The organism is Nonomuraea rosea, assembly GCF_039539705.1.
Classification (GTDB): Bacteria; Actinomycetota; Actinomycetes; order Streptosporangiales; family Streptosporangiaceae; genus Nonomuraea; species Nonomuraea rosea.
Genome location: NZ_BAABDQ010000004.1, coordinates 286,075 through 303,704 on the forward strand (window position 1 = coordinate 286,075; position 17,630 = coordinate 303,704).

Genomic DNA, 17,630 nt, shown 5'->3' on the forward strand with positions numbered 1-17,630 from the left:
ATGTCCGAAGCAAGTCCGCGAACTTATGTGCCGACTGACTCGTTGCTACCGGGAAACCCCGCCCAACCCGTCATGGAGGTGCGCAGATGCTTGACTGGGTGACCGACCCGAATATCTGGATCGGCTTCTTCACCCTTGTCGCCCTGGAGATCGTCCTGGGGATTGACAACATCATCTTCATCTCCATCCTGGCGGGCAAGCTGCCACCGGAGCAGCGGGACCGGGCGCGCGTCCTGGGCCTGGGCGCCGCGCTGATCAGCCGGTTACTCCTGCTGCTGGGGCTGTCGTGGGTGGTGCGGCTCACCGAGCCGCTCTTCGAGATCTTCAGTCACGAGATATCGGGACGTGACCTGATCCTGCTGCTCGGCGGCCTGTTCCTGCTGGCCAAGAGCGTCACCGAGATCGGCCACAGCATGGACGCGCCGGCGGACAAGGACGGCAAGCAGCAGGCCGTGACCTCCTTCACCTCCGTGATTCTGCAGATCATGGTGCTCGACGTCGTGTTCTCGCTCGACTCCGTGATCACCGCCGTCGGCATGGTCGACGAACTCGGCGTGATGGTCGCGGCCGTCGTGGTGGCGGTGCTGGTGATGTTGTTCGCCTCCGGGCCCATCAGCCGGTTCGTGGACCAGCATCCGAGCATCAAGATGCTGGCGCTGGCGTTCCTCGTGCTCATCGGCGTGGTGCTCGTCGCCGAGGGTCTCGACCAGCACATCCCCAAGGGCTACATCTATTTCGCGATGGCCTTCTCGGTCATCGTGGAGCTGCTGAACATCCGGATGCGCGGCAGGCACACCAAGCAGCCGGCGGCGGCCCCTAAACAGGACACTGAGCAGGTCCCTGAGCAGGTCTCTGAGCGGGACCCTGAGCGGGACACTTCCCCTCCTAAGATGGACTAGTGCGCTTTGATCCTTGGAATCCCGATTTCGTGGCTCACCCGTACCGGGTCTACGAGGAGCTGAGGCGCGACGCGCCCGTCAGCTACTTCGAGCCGACGGGCCAGTGGCTGATCTCCCGGCACGCCGACGTGAACGCCCTGCTCAGGGACCGCCGCCTGGGCCGGTCCTATCTGCACGTGGCCACGGACGAGGAGTTCGGCAGGGAGCCGGAGCCGGAGTTCCAGGAGCCGTTCTGGCGGGTGATCAGGGCGGGCATGCTCGACGTGGAGCCGCCGGTGCACACCAGGCTGCGCCGGCTGGTCTCCAGGGCGTTCACGCCGCGCATGGTCGAGTCGCTGCGCCCCCGGGTGCGGGCCATTGCCGGCGGCCTGGTGGACGCGTACGTGGAGCGGGGCGGCGGCGACCTGATCGCCGACGTCGCCGAGCCGCTCCCGGTGACGGTGATCGCGGAGATGCTCGGGATCCCCGAGCCCGACCGCCCCCTGCTGCGCCCCTGGTCCGCCGACATCTGCGGCATGTACGAGCTCAACCCCGCCCCCGAGGCCCAGCACACCGCGGTGCGGGCGGCGTCGGAGTTCGCCGGCTACCTCAAGTCCCTGGCCCGCGACCGCCGCGCGAACCCCGGCGACGACCTGGTCAGCGCCCTCGCCCAGATCGACGAGCTGACCGAGGACGAGCTGGTCGGCACGTGTGTCCTGCTGCTCAACGCCGGCCACGAGGCCACGGTGAACGTGACGGGCAACGGCTGGTGGTCCCTGTTCAGGAATCCGGCCGAGCTGGCCCGGCTGCGCGAGGACCGCTCGCTGCTGCCCACGGCCGTCGAGGAGCTGATGCGCTGGGACACGCCGCTGCAGATGTTCGAGCGCTGGGTGCTGGAGGACATCGAGGTCCACGGCGTGCGGATCCCGCGCGGCACGGAGGTGGCGCTGCTGTTCGGCTCGGCGAACAGGGACGAGACCGTGTTCGACGACCCGGACCGGCTCGACGTGGGCCGCGCCGACAACCCGCACATCTCCTTCGGGGCCGGGATCCACTTCTGCCTGGGCGCGCCGCTGGCCCGCATCGAGCTCATCGAGTCGTTCGGCGCGTTGCTGGACCGGGCGGCCAAGCTGGAGCTGCGGCGCGAGCCCGAATGGAAGCCCGGCTACGTCATCCGCGGCCTGCACTCCCTTGAGCTCAACGCCACAGGCTGAGCCGGCCGAGCCTCAGCAGGTCTGGCTGAGCCAGCCGAAGCCGCCGAACCCGGACGGATCGATCAGCTCGCCCTCCTCCGACGCCCTCGACAACGCCCGGACATATCCCCGCGGATCCGACCTCGCCAGCTCGACCGGAGGCCGGGTGCCGGTGATGCCCAACTCCCTCAGCGCATCACGCTGTGTGGACAAGGCTGTGGATATCGCACCGGCCCGCCGCCCGGCCTCCGCGCACGCGTCAAGTGCGACATGAGCCGTGATATCGCAGGTCCCATCGGGTATGGGGGCAACGACCGCGCCATCGCGGTAACCGGTCAGCGTGCCACAGAGCGGTCGGTTATCCACAGGGTGTGCATAATCCACGGCAATCGCACGGCCCTTGTTGAGGCGTGCCAGGACCGAGGCCCAGGCCTCGTCGCGGGGCCGGCCGATCTCCGCTCGCGCGCCCACGCGGGACAGCGGCCACCACCGGTCGAGCCACTCCCGGTCGGCCGGCCGCAGCGGGCCGCCGAGCCGCTCCTCGCCGGTGTGCGCGTCCACCATGACGAGCCGCGGCCCGTCGGCGGTCTGCTCGGCGATGTCGAGCGGCACGTTGTCGAGCCATTCGTTGGCGATGGCCAGGCCCGTGATGCCGGTGGGCAGGCTCCTGCGCCACTCGATCTCCGCGGGCAGGCCGTCCGGCCTGGGGGAGAGATCGACGGCCGTGACGCGCAGCCGCTTGCGCAGCGCGGGCTCGGCGGCGGACAGTACCCGCGTGACGAGCACGCCCTCGCCCGCGCCGATGTCCACCAGGTCGAGCACGTCGGGGGCGCCGAGCTCGGCATCGACGCCGAGGAGCAGCGCCAGGACCGCGTCCGCGAACGCGGCGGAGGCGCTGACCGAGGTCCTGAAGTGGCCTGACGGGCGTTCGCGGAGGTAGAAACCCTCATCGCCGTACAGTGCTCGTTCGGTCGCGGCGCGCCAGGTGAGCCACATGCCAGGACTATCTCATGACTTCCACTCGACACGCACGGTCATCACATGACTACTCTTTGTCGCTAACTTGCGGTAGCGTTGACTTATTGTCATCGAGCGACTGCGTTCTGCCAACCCCCAATTGGCAGGGAGTTCGTCACTCAGGACCCGAGCACTCCGCGGCCTGCCGGCCGCTGAACTGAGAGGAGCCCCTCATGCTGAAGAAGACCCTGGTCGTGGCCGGTGCTGTCGCCATGATGTCGCTGGCCGTCCCGGCCCACGCCGACATCACCAGCGGCAACGGCAGCATTCTCGGCGGCAACCAGCTGCACATCCCGATCACGGCCCCGATCAACGTCTGTGGCAACTCGGTGGGCGTCGGCGTCCTCATCGCCGGCTGCAAGGGCGGCGCCGCGGCCTACGCGCCCAGCCACCACTGACCTACGGAAAGAGCCCGGACCGGCGTGAGCCGGCCCGGGCCCGGACCCCGGCTGGTCAGTCGGCGTTGACCGCCGGCGCACCTCCAAGGGGTCGCATCCCATGCGGGCGTCGCGTCCTGGCGAAGGACTCGGCGCCCGCTGCCATGCGGTGACCCCTCTCCTCATCTCTTCCGACAGGGGGTGCACCTTTTGAATGCCCTTGTCGTTTTTGTCATAACTCAACGCCTGGCAAAACAGTGGTCACGCTGCTGTGCTGCCGGTCCTGGCCTACCGTAGGTGCGCGCCTCGCTACCTGTGGTGGGCCGCTGGAGTGGCTGCCGTGCGCAACCCCGCGAGGCCGTTACGCTGGTCGGCAGTGCCATCAGGTCGACAGGGGTGTGACGTCATGGACGCAGGTGATCGCCCGGCACGGCTGACTGTCGGCGTGCTCGGGTCCGGCAAGGTCGGCTCCGCGCTCGGCGCCGCGCTGGCGCAGGCAGGGCATCGGGTCGTCGCCGCGAGCGGCGTGTCGGACAACTCGCAGCGCTGGGCCGCCGACCGGCTCGGCGTGCAGCCGTCGCGGCCGGACGAGGTCGTGGCCGCCGCTCAGCTCATCCTGCTGACGGTGCCGGACGACGCGCTGCCCGATCTGGTCAACGGGCTGGCGACCACGGGGGCCGACCTCCACGGCAAGCTGCTGGCGCACACCAGCGGGGCGTACGGGCTGTCCGTCCTCGACCCGGCCGCCAAGGCCGGCGCGCTGCCGCTGGCGCTGCATCCGGTGATGACGTTCACCGGCAGGGACGACGACCTCAACAAGCTCACCGGCATCTCCTACGGGGTGACCGCGCCCGACGTGCTGCGTCCCATCGCCGAGGCCCTGGTGATCGAGATGGGCGGCGAGCCGGTCTGGATCGCCGACGCCGACCGCGCGCTCTATCATGCGGCCCTGGCCGGGGCGGCCAACCACATGGTCACGCTCATCGCGGAGTCGTCCGACCTGCTGGAGGGCATCGGCGTGGAGCATCCTGGGCGGATGCTGGGCCCGCTGCTCGGCGCCGCGCTCGACAACGTGCTGCGGCTCGGCATCGCCGGTCTCACCGGCCCGGTCGTCCGCGGTGACGCGGGCACCGTGCGAAAACACGTGGACGCGCTGATCCTGGCGGCGCCCGAGGCGGCCGACGCCTACATCGCGCTGGCCAGGCTCACGGCCGACCGGGCGATGGCGGCCGGGCTGCTCAAACCTGAGGAGGCGGAGCGGCTGCTCGACGCGCTGGGGGGCAATATATGGACCTGACCGTCGCGTTCGGAGGGCTGTTATGGAGTTGATCGTCGCCAGGAGCCGGGAAGACCTGGTCAAGGCGCGCCGTGGTGGCGATGTCGCCCTGGTGCCGACCATGGGGGCGCTGCACGAGGGGCACAGGACCCTGATCAGGGAGGCCCGCGTACGGGCCGATCAGGTGGTGGTCAGCATCTTCGTCAATCCTCTGCAATTCGGTCCTAACGAGGATTTTTCACGATATCCCCGTACATTTGGCGCTGACTTGGATGTCTGCCGGGCCGAGGGCGTGGACGTCGTGTTCCATCCGGCCGCCGAGGACATGTACGCGCCGGACCGCCAGGTCAGCGTGCACGCGGGCCGGATGGGCGAGGTCGTCGAGGGAGCCGTGCGGCCGGGCCACTTCGACGGCATGCTCACGGTGGTGCTCAAGCTGTTCAACCTGGTGCACCCCGACCTGGCGGTCTTCGGGCAGAAGGACGCCCAGCAGCTCGCCCTGATCCGCCGTATGGTCGCCGACCTCGACCTGCCGATCGAGATCCTGGGCGCGCCCACCGTGCGCGAGTCCGACGGCCTGGCCCTGTCGAGCCGCAACCGCTTCCTGTCCGACGACGACCGTGAGACGGCGGTGGCGCTCTCCCGCGCGCTGCGGGCGGGCGCGGCCGAGCTCACCCCGTCCGGGATCCGCGCGGCGGCGCAGGAGATGCTCGACGCGGCCGGTCCCCGGCTCGACGTGGATTATCTCGCGCTGGTGGATCCGGCCACGTTCGCCGAGGTGAGCGAGTCGTACGAGGGCATGGCGGTGCTCGCGGTGGCCGCCAGGGTCGGGAGCACCAGGTTGATCGACAACGTCACCCTCACCTTGAATCCCGCCTGAGGCGGATTACCGTCGGGTCATGACCGACGAGGAGTTACGAGAGGAGCTGCTCCGCCGGTTGGAGGTCGATCAGGCGCTGCGCGACCCGGCCAAGGGCTTTCCCGGCGACCGGCGGCTGGCCCGGCTCCAGCGCTTCGACGAGGGCAACACCGCCTGGCTCTACTCCGTGGTGGCCAACCGGGGGTGGCCGCTGGTCTCGCAGGTCGGGGCGCGGGCGGCGCGGGCCGCCTGGCTCCTGGCGCAGCACGCCACGCTCCCCGAGGTCCAGCGGCTGTTCCACGGGGCGATGGCGGACGCCGTGGAGTCGGACGAGGCCTCGCCACGTGACTTCGCGTACCTGGAGGACCGCGTACGCGTGCGGTCGGGCCGGCACCAGCTCTACGGCACCCAGTTCCACCACGGGACGGAAGGTCTCGAACCCATGCCGATCGAGGAGCCGGACCTCCTGGACGAGCGCCGCGCCGCTGTGGGGCTGGAGCCGTTCGCCGACTACGAGGCCTTCATCCGCAAGTCCGAGGGGATCTGAGACCCCCGGGGATTTCCTGGCACACGGCAGGCGTTATCGTCATATTGACGAAATCACCTCAGTGAGGGAGATCCCCATGAGTGCACCGGCGATTCCCCTGCGTCTGACCGCCCCCGCCCCCGGCTGGACCGTTGAGGCGGACGTGGTCGTCGTGGGCTCGGGCATCGCGGGTCTGACGGTGGCCCTGCGCTACGCCGAGCTGGCACCGGCCGCCAAGGTCCTGGTGGTCACCAAGGACGTGCTGTCGGCCGGCTCGACCCGGTGGGCCCAGGGCGGCATCGCGGCCGTCCTCGACCCCCGTGACACCCCAGACGAGCACCTGAGCGACACGCTGCTGGCCGGGGTCGGCCTGTGCGACGTGCGAGCCGTGCGGACACTGGTGACCGAGGGGCCGGGCGCGCTGCACCGGCTCATGGAACGCGGCGCGCGGTTCGATCGCACCCCCGACGGCGAGCTCCAGCTCACCAGGGAAGGCGGGCACCGGCGGCGCAGGATCGTGCACGCGGGCGGCGACGCCACCGGGGCGGAGGTGCAGCGGGCGCTCGTCGAGGCGATCCGCGCGGCCTCGATCGAGGTGATCGAGCACGCGCTGGTCCTCGACCTGCTCAAGGACGCCAAGGGCCGGACCGCGGGCGTGACGCTGCACGTCATGGACGAGGGCGCGCGCGACGGCGTGGGCGCGGTGCGCGCCAGGGCGGTGGTGCTGGCCACCGGCGGCATGGGTCAGGTCTACGCCGCCACCACGAACCCCGCCGTCTCCACCGGCGACGGCGTCGCGCTCGCCCTGCGGGCGGGGGCGGTGGTGCGCGACATCGAGTTCGTCCAGTTCCATCCGACCGTGCTCTGGCTGGGCGCGGGATCGACGGGCCAGCAGCCGCTGATCTCCGAGGCGGTCAGGGGCGAGGGCGCGTTCCTGATCGACCACGCGGGCGAACGGTTCATGACCGGGGCGCACGAGCTGGCCGACCTCGCGCCGCGCGACGTCGTGGCCAAGGCGATCATGCGGTCGATGAGCGAGAGCGGCCGCGACCACGTCCATCTCGACGGCCGCCACTTCGGCAGGGAGAAGTGGGAGTCGCGCTTCCCGACGATCTACGCCGTCTGCCGCGAGCACGGCATCGACCCGGCGACCGAGCCGATCCCGGTGTCGCCCGCGGCCCACTACGCCAGCGGCGGTGTCCGTACGGACCTGCTCGGGCGCACCTCGATCGACGGCCTGTACGCGTGCGGCGAGGTCGCCTGCACCGGCGTGCACGGCGCGAACAGGCTGGCCTCCAACTCCCTGCTCGAAGGGCTCGTCTTCGCCGAGCGCATCGCCGAGGACATCCACCGCGTACGCCCGCGGCCCGGCGAACCGGTCGCGAACCCGGCGGAGGCGGGGCTGGCCGACCCCAGGATCAGGCCGCGGATCCAGGCCCACATGAGCACGGGCGCGAGCGTCCTGCGCAGCCGCGAGTCGCTGCTGGCCACGGCCAAGGCGCTGCGCGAGGCCCGCTGGACGCCCGTACGCGTGGCCGCCTGCACCGAGTCCTGGGAGACCACGAACCTGCTCACCGTCGCCACCGTGCTCACCGGCGCGGCGGCGGCCAGGCTGGAGACCCGTGGCTCACACTGGCGCGAGGACTTCGGCGCCCGCGACGACAACGAATGGCTGGGCCACCTGGACGTGACCCTGACGGAGGAGGGCCCCCGCATGACCTACACGCCGCACGAAGACGCGATGCCGCCGCGCCTGGCGCAGGAGCTGGCCGCCGCCGGGCTCGACCCGGCCGAGGTGAACGCCCTGATCGACCGGGCGCTGGCCGAGGACCTGCAAGAGGCCGGCGACGTGACGAGCCTGGCCACCGTCCCGGCCGGGCAGCGGTCGGTCGGCGACGTGGTGGCCCGCAAGGACGGCGTGGTGGCCGGGCTGGCGGTGGCGGAGGCGGTGTTCGTCCGGCTGGGCGCGGCCCGTACCGAGCGGCTGGCCAAGGACGGCGAGCGCGTCCGGGCGGGAGACGTGCTGATGACCGTCGAGGGGCCCGCGCGGGGCGTGCTGACCGCCGAGCGCACCGCGCTCAACCTGCTCACGCACCTGTCCGGGGTGGCGACGCTGACCGGCAGGTGGGCCGAGGCGATCAGCGGCACGACGGCCCGGGTGCGTGACAGCCGCAAGACGCTGCCGGGGCTGCGGGCACTGGAGAAGTACGCGGTGCGCTGCGGCGGCGGCGTGAATCACCGGATGTCGCTGTCGGACGCCGCGCTGATCAAGGACAATCACGTGGTGGCCGCGGGTGGCGTGGCCGAGGCGTTCATGGCGGTGCGGGAGCGCTACCCCGACCTGCCGATCGAGGTGGAGATCGACCGGCTGGACCAGCTGGAGCCCGTGCTGGAACAGGGGGCCGAGGAGATCCTGCTGGACAACTTCACCATCGAGGACACAGCTCGTGCCGTACAAATCACGAAGAATCGGGCTAAAAACAGGGTTGCGCTTGAAGCGAGCGGGGGATTGACCTTGGAATCGGCTCGTGATGTGGCCGAAACTGGCGTTGACTACCTTGCGGTGGGAGCGCTAACGCACTCAGCGCCGGCCCTTGACATCGCACTGGATCTGCGGGGGTAATTAATGCTGCTCACGATCGACGTCGGAAATACGCACACGGTGCTGGGGCTGTTCGAGGGCGAGGATGTCATCGAGCACTGGAGGCTGGCCACCGACGCCCGCCGCACCGCCGACGAGATCGCGGTCGTTCTCCAGGGGCTGCTGACCCAGTCGCCGCTGCTCAAGGGGACCGACATCGACGGCATCGCCATTTGCTCCACCGTGCCGAGCGTGCTGAACGAGATGCGCGAGATGTGCCGCCGCTACTACGGCGACGTGAACGCGGTGATCGTGGAGCCCGGCATCCGCACCGGCGTGCCCGTGCGCATGGACAACCCCAAGGAGGTCGGCAGCGACCGCATCGTGAACTCGCTGGCCGCCATCGACCAGTACGGCGGCCCGTGCATCGTGGTGGACTTCGGGACGGCGACGTCGTTCGACGCGGTGTCCGCGAAGGGCGAATACGTCGGCGCGGTGACCGCCCCCGGCATCGAGATCTCGGTGGACGCCCTGGCCGCCGCGGGAGCGCAGCTGCACAAGGTCGAGCTCGTCAGGCCGCGCTCGGTGATCGCGAAGAACACCGTCGAGGCGCTGCAGGCCGGCATCATCTACGGATTCGCCGGCCAGGTGGACGGCATCGTCGAGCGGATGGCGGCGGAGCTGGCCGACGACCCCGACGAGGTGACCGTGGTGGCCACCGGCGGGCACGCGGCGCTGGTCGTGGGCGAGTCGCGCTCGATCGACGTGCACGAGCCGTGGCTGACCCTCATCGGGCTGCGGCTGATCTACAACAGGAACGTGACATGAACAAGCGGCCCCCCGCTCGGATGGAGGGCCGCTTGCGCAGATAGGCGCCGTTACTCGCTTTCGGCGGTGTAGAGGTACTCCCAGCGGCCGCACTTCGTCGGGTAGTTGCTGTGCTGGCCGATCTGGCAGACCTTCACGCGGATGCTGAAGACGTCGTTCTCCTGGAAGGAGAACTTCTTGTAGCCGGGGAAGCCGCAGTACTTCTTGCTGTAGACCTGCGACCAGTCCTCGTCGAAGTCGCTGGCCTCGAACTTCACGAATGCGCACTTGCCGCCCTCGTCGTAGCTGCGGTTGTCCAGGTCGTAGAGCCGGCCGCGGACCGTGACCTCGTTCGACTCGCCGTCGTGGTCCCAGTTGACGCCGACCCAGCCCTGGGCCTTGGCCTGGTGGTGCTTGGCGAAGACGGGGCCCCAGTAGTCGGAGTAGTCGTCGTAGTGGGGCTCGCTGGCGTAGGCCGCGGCAGGAAGCGACATGGCCACTGCGCTGGTCGCGGCGACGGCGAGGATGCCTGTCGCGATCTTCTTGAACATTTCTCTCCTAGAGCTCCCCATGGGCCGGTTCCCTACCGGCTCCCCCCTGAGCTCGTAAGAAATTAGTAAGCGAGGGCGATTGCAGCGCTGTTGCAGGAGACCGACCAGCCCTTGCAGTTCGCCATATCCCCTACTCTTTGATGTTGTGAGCGACGAACTTCCCGAGCAGATGCGCATCCGGAGGGAGAAGCTCGACCGCCTTCGCAGTGAGGGCGTCGATCCTTACCCGGTGAATTTCCCCCGTACGGCCACCAACACCGAGGTCAGGGAGAAATACCAGGGCCTGGAGCCCGACACCGCCACCGGCGACACGGTCGCGGTCGCGGGCCGCGTCATGCTCAACCGCGTGGGCGGCAAGCTCTGCTTCGCCAGCCTGCGCGACGGCGGTGCCGACCTGCAGGTCATGATCTCCCTCGACAAGGTCGGCGAGGAGTCGCTGGCGAGCTGGAAGCGCGACGTCGACCTGGGCGACCACGTCGGCGTGACCGGTGAGGTCATCACCTCGCGCAGGGGCGAGCTGTCGATCCTGGCCGACAGCTGGCAGATCACCGCCAAGTGCCTGCGCCCGCTGCCGGAGAAGCACGTCGGTCTCACCGACCCCGAGGCGCGGGTCCGCCAGCGCTACGTCGACCTCATCGTCAACGACGAGGCCAGGAAGATGGCCCGCGTCCGCAGCGCCACCGTGCGCGCGGTGCGCGACTTCTGGCACGAGGAGGGCTACCTCGAGGTCGAGACGCCGATGCTGCAGCCGATTCACGGCGGCGCCACGGCCAGGCCCTTCAAGACCCACATCAACGCCTACGACATGGACCTCTACCTCCGCATCGCGATCGAGCTCTACCTCAAGCGGCTCGTGGTCGGCGGCATCGAGAAGGTCTTCGAGATCAACCGCAACTTCCGCAACGAAGGCGCGGACTCCACGCACAACCCCGAGTTCACCATGGTCGAGGCCTACGGCACCTATCTCGACTACAGCGACATGGCCGACCTGACCCAGCGGATGTACCAGAAGGCGGTCGTGGCCGCCCTCGACACCTCCGTGGTCGTCCACGACGGCGTGGAGGTCGATCTCGGCATCCCCGAGTGGCCGCGCATCACGCTCTACGGCGCGGTGTCCGAGGCCGTCGGCGAGGAGATCACGACCGCGACCTCGCTGGAGGAGCTGCGTAAGATCGCCGATCGCCGCGAGATCCACTGGGACCCGAAGTGGGGATCCGGCAAGGTCGTGCAGGAGATCTTCGAGGCGCTCGTCGAGCACACGCTCGTCCAGCCCACGTTCGTCATGGACTACCCGCTGGAGACCTCGCCGCTGACCCGCCAGCACCGCGACAACCCGCTGCTGACGGAGAAGTGGGACCTGATCGGGTTCGGCACGGAGCTGGGCACCGCCTACTCCGAGCTGGTCGACCCGATCGAGCAGCGCCGCCGGCTGGTCGAGCAGTCATTGCTCGCCGCGGGTGGCGACCTGGAGGCCATGCAGCTCGACGAGGACTTCCTGCAGGCGCTCGAATACGCCATGCCGCCCACGGGTGGCATGGGGGCCGGCATCGACCGGATGATCATGGCGTTCACCGGCAAGAACATCCGGGAGACGATCTTGTTCCCGCTGGTCAAGCCGACGCACTGACGCGTTCAGGAAGCCCGCCGCACGCGCGTGCGGCGGGCTTCCGCGTGCTTTCGCGTGTGCTCTACCGGTTGAGCCGCACGGGGAGGGCTTTCGCGTGTGCCCTACCGCCTGAGCCGCACGGGGAGGGTGGCCAGCCCGCGCAGCACCATGTTCGCCTTGTACGGCGGCGCCGGGTCGGCGAGCTCCAGGCCGGGCGCCGCGGCGGCCAGCGCGGACAGCGCGATCTCGCCCTCCATCCTGGCCAGCGTCGCCCCCAGGCAGAAGTGGATCCCGAGGCCGAAGGCGAGGTGCCGGCCGGGATCGCGGGTCACGTCGAAGCGTGCGGGATCGGGGAAGACCGCCGGGTCGCGATTGGCCGCGCCTATCAGCGCGAGCACGGGCGTGCCCTTCGGCAGCGGTACGCCGCCCAGCTCCGTGTCCTCCAGCGCGTTCCTGGACGTGAGCTGCACCGGCGGGTCGTACCTGAGCACCTCCTCGACCACCTGCCGTGGCCGTTCCGCGGCCTGGGCCAGCAGGCCGTGCCCGGCCAGATGGAGCACGCCGTTGCCGATGAGGTTGACGGTCGTCTCGTGTCCGGCCACGAGCAGCAGCACGCATGTGGCGAGCAACTCGGCCTCGGTGAGCTCCCCGACTTGCCCGAGGGCGCTCAGGAGGTCGTCGCCGGGACGCTCACGCCGGAGCTCCAGGAGGTCACGGAAGTAGTCGCGAAATTCCCTTCTGGCCCGCCCGGTTTCCGATATGAGCTCATCTGTAAGCATGGGGTCAAGGCTGCGGGCGAGCGTCTCGCTCCATCCGCGGAAGCGCTCATGGTCCTCCTTGGGGACGCCGAGCAACTCGCTGATCACCATGACGGGCAACGGGTAGGCGAAACCGGAAACCAGGTCGGCCTCGTCCGGCAGCTCCGCGATCAGCTCGGCGGTGATCGCCTCGACGCGCGGGCGGAGGCGTTCGAGCATGCGCGGGGTGAAGGCCCTGCTGACCAGCGCCCGCAGCCTGGTGTGGTCGGGCGGGTCCATCCATAGGAACGATTCCACCGGCTGACCTGCGGATTCCGTGTCCAGCGGATCGGTTCCTCGGCCGAATCGCGGGTCGCGCAGCAGCACCGTGCAGAGCTCGTGAGTGGTCGCGACGAACAGTCCGCCGCGCGTTTTGAAGATCGCGCCGAGTGCGCTCATCTCGCTATATCGGGCGTATGGTTCGCGCAGAAAATCCGGATCGAACGGATCAAAACCCAGAACGTCCGCCGGGCTCATTGCTGATGGATCGGGAACGCCGGGAGGATCAATGGGATCGCTCATGGCTTACCAAGGTGTCCCGACATATGGCGAGTACGTCATATATAGCGGATCATGTCAATAGCGATCGTCAAGAGCAGCGATTGTCACGCTTGACGACCTTTCCAGGATGCGTTTACCGTCTGCGAGGAGCGGCCTTGGCCCATCTGTGCGGTCCGAGTTCTGCTGTTGGGGGGGAGGGCTCCCGATGGATTTGCTCACTGAAGGCGTTGAGCTGAGCCATGCCGATTTGGCGTTGCTGGCGGAGCTGGCTAAGGGAGTCACGGTTGATCGGGTGGGCAGACGTCTGGATATCAGCGGGCGCACTGTACGCCGGAGGTTACGGGGCATCTGCGATCGCATCGGGGTGTCCACGGCGATCGAGGCGGTCGCATGGGCGGCCCGCCGCCAGCTGATCTAGCGACGGGTTTCGAGACGGGGCTCAGTCGGCGATGCGTACCGCGCCGGCGAACGGGCGCCGCTCGATCGAGGCGATCCGTACCACGTCGCCTGTCTGGGGGGCGTGCACCATCATGCCGCCACCCAGGTAGATACCGACGTGGTGCAGGTCGCTGTAGAAGAACACGAGGTCGCCGGCACGCAGCTCGGAGCGCGAGATGTGCCTGCCCGCCGTCCACTGGTCGCCCGTGTAGTGCGGGAGCGAGATGCCGACCCGCTGGAAGGCGGCCATGACCAGGCCGGAGCAGTCGAACGAGTTCGGGCCTTCCGCGCCCCAGACGTAGGGCTTGAGCTGCTGGCCGAGCGCCCAGCGCGCGGCCTGCGCGGCCTTGCCGCCGCCGACGATCGGCAGGTTGACGCGCACGGCGCGGGTGCCGGGACGGCCCGCCTCGCCCAGTGCCCGCTTGAACAGGTTGCTCTCGACCTTGGTGACCAGCGTGGTGATCTTGTCGCGCTTGGTCTCGAGCTCGGTGACGATCTTCTGGACCTCGTCGATGCGCGTCTTGGCGCCGGCCCTGGCGCGCGTGGCGGCGTCCATGGCCTTGGTGAGCTGGTTGAGCTCCTGGCCCTGCTGCTGTTCGAGCGCGTACGTGGTGGCGGCCTGGTCGAGGAAGGCATCGGGGTCGTCGGCGCCGGTGAACGCGAGCGCCTTGCCCATGCCGCCGGTGATGTAGGCGTTCTGGGCGAGCATGACGGCCTTGGCCCGCTTGGCGGTCACCTCGGCCTCGCTGGTGGTCAGCGTCTTCTGCGCGGACTCCGAGGCCTTCTTCGCGGTCTTGAGCCGCTCCCGCTGGCCGTTGTACTGCTCGGTCAGCGTCTCGATCTCGGTGTGCAGCTTCTCGACCTGCTTGGCCATGTCGTTGAGCGACGGCTTGGGGTCCGCGGACGCCGAACCGACGGGGATGGCGAACAGCAGCGCGGCGATTGTGAGACTTACCACACCTAGGCGATGTGGGTGCCGGGCGCGTTCTGGCGGGCGGGCGTGTTTGCCCGCCGACTTCCCCCCGCGATCGAGCGTGCGCTTCACCAACCAGCTCCTCTCGTAAGACGCCTACCGGGTTAGCTGACGGGTTCGGGCCGGAGCAGCCCTACCGAGAGACTCGGATTCACCCCAATGGTGGCGATTGGAGGGCGCCACCGGCGGGTCCCCGGCTCCCCTTGCGGGAATTGGGCGTGTTCCCGGGCGATAGACAGGGAACATCGTCGCTGGACACTAATGCACTCCGGGTTCCTGCTCAACCAGAACTGCCAAGTCTGTAGAGGTTTCGCAACTGAAGGGTCACAAGGTGATCTCGTGCGCTCCCGTACGGAACCGACTTTATGTCCTCTTTGCCCTTGCATCTGCCGAACGCAGGAACGCGCTGCCTCCGTGCCCAACTGGCCACGTGATGTAACAGGATGGGCCGAGACGTGGGTGTTAGGGCTGAGCCGTAATGAGATCTGTACTCTGGAGAGCCATGGAGCAGGTGGCCGAACTGACGGAGCCCGGACCTGGGCCGGAGAGCGCGGTGGTGGTCCGGCGTGCCCGCACGCCCGATGTGCGGACGGTCAGGCGCCTGGTGGACACCTACGCGGGCGCGGGACCGCGGCTCCTGGAGAAGGCCACGGTGACGCTGTACGAGGACGTACAGGAGTTCTGGGTGGCCGAGCTGGACGGGCAGGTCGTCGGCTGCGGCGCGCTCCACGTGCTCTGGGAGGACCTCGCCGAGGTCCGCACGGTCGCGGTGGATCCCGCGTGCCGCAAGCTGGGCGTCGGCCGCCGGATCGTCGCGGCGCTGATACAGCAGGCGAAGGATCTGGGGCTGCGACGTGTATTCTGTCTGACTTTTGAGGTCGATTTCTTCGCGAGACACGGTTTCCGTCCCATCCAGGGCACGCCGGTCTCGCCCGAGGTCTACGCCGAACTGCTGGCCTCGTACGACGAGGGTGTGGCTGAGTTCCTCGACTTGGAGCACGTGAAGCCGAACACCCTGGGCAACACCCGCATGCTGCTGCATCTGACATCGGGTGACGCGGACCTTGACCACATGGAAAGGTGATTGTTGATACCTATGTCGATACGTTGGGCAGCACAGGCATGTGTCCTGACACGTGCCACATGCGCACTCGAAGCGAGGTGACACGGTGAGCACCGGACAGCCGCCGTATCCACAGGACGAATCCGGCGAGAACCCAGCGCCTGGCACGGGCCGCCGCCCCGGCGAGCCCGACCCCGACGTCACTGTGGTCGGCTACCGGGCGGACGATGCCTACGGGCAGCAGCCCCCATACGGTCAGCAGGGCTATGGCCAGCAGCAGCCTGGATACGGGCAGCAGCAGCAGCAAGGTCAGCAGCCTCAATACGGTCAGCAGGGCTATGGCCAGCAGCAGCCCGGATACGGGCAGCAGCAGTACGGCCAGCAGGCCCAGTCGCAGCCTGACTACGGTCAGCAGCAATACGGGCAACAGCCGCAGTCCCAGCCGGACTACGGACAGCAGCAATATGGCCAGCAGCAGCCCCAGCCGGGCCAGCAGGGCTACGGCCAGCAGGCTCAGTCCCAGCCCGGCTACGGCCAGCCGGACTACGGTCAGCAGGCCCAGTCCCAGCCTGGCTACGGCCAGCAGCAGGACTACGGCCAGCAGGGCTATGGCCAGCAGGGGCAGCAGGGTTACGGCCAGCAGCCGCAGTCGGGGCAGCAGGGTTACACCCAGCCCGGCTACGGCCAGCAGCAGGCGTCCGGTCAGCAGTACGGCGACCAGCAGTACGGCCAGCAGCCGCAGTCCCAGCCGGACTACGGCCAGCAGCAGGGCTACGGGCAGCAGCAGTCCCAGCCCGGCTACGGCCAGCAGCCCCAGTCGGGGCAGCAGGGCTACGGGCAGCAGCAGGGCTACGGACAGCAGGCTCAGTCCCAGCCCGGCTACGGCCAGCAGCCTCAGTCGGGGCAGCAGGGCTACGCCCAGCCCGGCTACGGTCAGCAGTACGGCGACCAGCAGTACGGCCAGGGCCAGGCCTACGGGCAGCCGCAGCAACAGCAGCCGTACGGCCAGCCCGGCTACGGGCAGCCCTACGGCCAGCCGGTCGGCGTGCAGCCGCCCGGTGCGCCCGCGCCGCTGGCCGAGTGGTGGCAGCGACTGGTGGCCAGGATCATCGACTTCGTCATCCTGTTCATCGTGAACATCGTCATCGGGCTCATCCTCGGCACGCTGTTCGTGGTCAGCTACTCCTCGCTCGACGGGAGCAGCAGCGGGTTCATGTCGGTGGCCCTGGTGGGGATCGTGACGTCCATCGTCGTGACGGCCCTGTGGGTCGCCTACGACTTCTTCCTGCTGAAGGCGACCGGGCAGACCGTCGGCAAGATGGTGATGGGCATCAAGGTCGTCCCGGTGGGTCAGGGCATGCCTCCGAAGGGCCTCCCGACCAACCTGGCGCTCAAGCGCGCCGGGGTCACCTGGGGCGGCTGGGTGCTCAACGCCATTCCGCTGGGCTTCCTCAGCTCGCTGCTCGCTTACGCCGTCGTCGGCGTGAACGGCGCGTCGCAGCTCTGGGACAAGCCGCTGCAGCAGACGTTCGCGGACAAGTTCGCGGGCACCGTGGTGGTGAAGATCAAGTAGCCGCGCGCTACGTCGTAAAACAGGGGCCGGCTTCCCGCCGGCCTCTGTTTTGTGTGTGCGGGCCGTACCAAAATAGGGGGACCTGGACTCCCGATTGTGGCCGCCGATGACGCGAGGTGGGGGCTTATGGCCGCGATGCCGCCCCGGGCGGAGCCGCCCGCTGAATGGTGGGAACGCCTTGCCGCCCGGCTGATTGAAGCACTCGTCTTCGGGGTCTTCTATTACATTCTGTTCCTTGCGCTGTGGGGCATCTTCCGAACTGTCGGGATGTCCGAGGTGTTCGGCGGGCGGCTGCCCGGCGTGCTCGCGTGGCTGACGGCGGGACTGGGTTATGCCGGCTACGACTGGTGGGCGCATTCCAGGGACGGCAGGACGTTCGGCAAGGCGATCATGAAGATACGCCTGGCGCCTGGAGACGTTCCGTCACGGGCGTTGCTCAAACGAGCACTGGTCTATCCGGCGCCGGTCATGCTGATGGGGATTCCGGTCGTCAATCTCCTGGCCGGAATGCTGCTGTTCGGAGTCGGGTTGCTCATCCTGATCGACAAGCCGCTGGAGCGCGGGCCACACGACAGGCTGGCGGGAACGCGCGTCGTTAAAGATCTTCGCTGAGC

At 68.8% G+C, this 17,630-nt stretch carries 17 protein-coding genes and 1 riboswitch; of the genes, 13 read left to right on the forward strand and 4 right to left on the reverse strand.

Translation table 11 applies throughout. The features are described from left to right. Positions 1–86 precede the first annotated feature (86 nt). Positions 87–899, forward strand: a complete 813-nt coding sequence (locus ABEA43_RS12325) for a TerC family protein (RefSeq protein WP_345561240.1) — start codon at positions 87–89, stop codon at positions 897–899. Next, a complete protein-coding gene (locus ABEA43_RS12330) occupies positions 899–2,092 on the forward strand; it encodes a cytochrome P450 (RefSeq protein WP_345561242.1) in 1,194 nt (397 codons plus the stop codon). Before ABEA43_RS12325 ends, ABEA43_RS12330 begins: the two co-directional genes overlap by 1 nt. Positions 2,093–2,104: 12 nt before the next feature. Here the strand turns inward: ABEA43_RS12330 and ABEA43_RS12335 are convergent, their stop codons facing one another. Further along, positions 2,105–3,067, reverse strand: a complete 963-nt coding sequence (locus tag ABEA43_RS12335) for an SAM-dependent methyltransferase (protein WP_345561243.1) — start codon at positions 3,065–3,067, stop codon at positions 2,105–2,107. Between the two features lie 194 nt (positions 3,068–3,261). Here ABEA43_RS12335 and ABEA43_RS12340 point away from each other — a divergent pair, with 194 nt between their 5' ends. From ABEA43_RS12340 to ABEA43_RS12365, 6 genes are all read left to right on the forward strand, one after another. Further along, complete coding sequence (locus ABEA43_RS12340) at positions 3,262–3,486, forward strand: chaplin family protein (RefSeq protein ID WP_345561244.1); 225 nt, start codon at positions 3,262–3,264, stop codon at positions 3,484–3,486. Positions 3,487–3,871: 385 nt separating this feature from the next. Then, the gene (locus tag ABEA43_RS12345; RefSeq protein ID WP_345561245.1) at positions 3,872–4,762 is read left to right on the forward strand and encodes a Rossmann-like and DUF2520 domain-containing protein; all 891 of its coding nucleotides are present in this window, start codon (positions 3,872–3,874) and stop codon (positions 4,760–4,762) included. 22 nt (positions 4,763–4,784) lie between these two features. Further along, positions 4,785–5,621 (forward strand): pantoate--beta-alanine ligase, encoded by an 837-nt coding sequence (panC, locus tag ABEA43_RS12350; protein ID WP_345561246.1) that lies wholly within the window; start codon positions 4,785–4,787, stop codon positions 5,619–5,621. A gap of 19 nt (positions 5,622–5,640) precedes the next feature. Next, positions 5,641–6,147, forward strand: a complete 507-nt coding sequence (locus ABEA43_RS12355) for a DUF6624 domain-containing protein (RefSeq protein ID WP_345561248.1) — start codon at positions 5,641–5,643, stop codon at positions 6,145–6,147. 76 nt (positions 6,148–6,223) lie between these two features. Beyond that, positions 6,224–8,749 (forward strand): L-aspartate oxidase, encoded by a 2,526-nt coding sequence (locus tag ABEA43_RS12360; RefSeq protein WP_345561249.1) that lies wholly within the window; start codon positions 6,224–6,226, stop codon positions 8,747–8,749. 3 nt (positions 8,750–8,752) lie between these two features. Beyond that, positions 8,753–9,535 (forward strand): type III pantothenate kinase, encoded by a 783-nt coding sequence (locus ABEA43_RS12365; RefSeq protein ID WP_345561251.1) that lies wholly within the window; start codon positions 8,753–8,755, stop codon positions 9,533–9,535. Positions 9,536–9,585: 50 nt separating this feature from the next. Here ABEA43_RS12365 and ABEA43_RS12370 read toward each other — a convergent pair whose 3' ends face one another. Beyond that, the gene (locus ABEA43_RS12370) at positions 9,586–10,065 is read right to left on the reverse strand and encodes a hypothetical protein (RefSeq protein WP_345561253.1); all 480 of its coding nucleotides are present in this window, start codon (positions 10,063–10,065) and stop codon (positions 9,586–9,588) included. A 145-nt stretch (positions 10,066–10,210) separates the two neighbouring features. On the opposite strand from ABEA43_RS12370, the gene lysX reads away from it, so the two are divergent. Further along, complete coding sequence (gene lysX, locus ABEA43_RS12375) at positions 10,211–11,692, forward strand: bifunctional lysylphosphatidylglycerol synthetase/lysine--tRNA ligase LysX (protein WP_345561255.1); 1,482 nt, start codon at positions 10,211–10,213, stop codon at positions 11,690–11,692. Between the two features lie 101 nt (positions 11,693–11,793). Here lysX and ABEA43_RS12380 read toward each other — a convergent pair whose 3' ends face one another. Next, on the reverse strand, positions 11,794–12,867 hold the full coding sequence (locus ABEA43_RS12380; protein ID WP_345561257.1) for a cytochrome P450: 1,074 nt from the start codon (positions 12,865–12,867) through the stop codon (positions 11,794–11,796). A 307-nt stretch (positions 12,868–13,174) separates the two neighbouring features. On the opposite strand from ABEA43_RS12380, the gene ABEA43_RS12385 reads away from it, so the two are divergent. Further along, complete coding sequence (locus ABEA43_RS12385; protein WP_345561259.1) at positions 13,175–13,387, forward strand: LuxR C-terminal-related transcriptional regulator; 213 nt, start codon at positions 13,175–13,177, stop codon at positions 13,385–13,387. 21 nt (positions 13,388–13,408) lie between these two features. Here the strand turns inward: ABEA43_RS12385 and ABEA43_RS12390 are convergent, their stop codons facing one another. Further along, positions 13,409–14,365, reverse strand: a complete 957-nt coding sequence (locus tag ABEA43_RS12390) for a C40 family peptidase (protein ID WP_345561261.1) — start codon at positions 14,363–14,365, stop codon at positions 13,409–13,411. A gap of 92 nt (positions 14,366–14,457) precedes the next feature. Continuing rightward, positions 14,458–14,609: riboswitch (cyclic di-AMP (ydaO/yuaA leader) on the reverse strand. A 273-nt stretch (positions 14,610–14,882) separates the two neighbouring features. On the opposite strand from ABEA43_RS12390, the gene ABEA43_RS12395 reads away from it, so the two are divergent. The 3 genes from ABEA43_RS12395 to ABEA43_RS12405 all read left to right on the forward strand — a co-directional run bounded on the left by ABEA43_RS12395 (position 14,883) and on the right by ABEA43_RS12405 (position 17,628). Next, the gene (locus tag ABEA43_RS12395; RefSeq protein ID WP_345561263.1) at positions 14,883–15,464 is read left to right on the forward strand and encodes an amino-acid N-acetyltransferase; all 582 of its coding nucleotides are present in this window, start codon (positions 14,883–14,885) and stop codon (positions 15,462–15,464) included. 85 nt (positions 15,465–15,549) lie between these two features. Next, complete coding sequence (locus ABEA43_RS12400; RefSeq protein ID WP_345561264.1) at positions 15,550–17,016, forward strand: RDD family protein; 1,467 nt, start codon at positions 15,550–15,552, stop codon at positions 17,014–17,016. A 126-nt stretch (positions 17,017–17,142) separates the two neighbouring features. Then, positions 17,143–17,628, forward strand: coding sequence for an RDD family protein (locus tag ABEA43_RS12405; protein ID WP_345561265.1), 486 nt, complete (start codon positions 17,143–17,145; stop codon positions 17,626–17,628). The last annotated feature ends 2 nt before the right edge of the window (positions 17,629–17,630 follow it).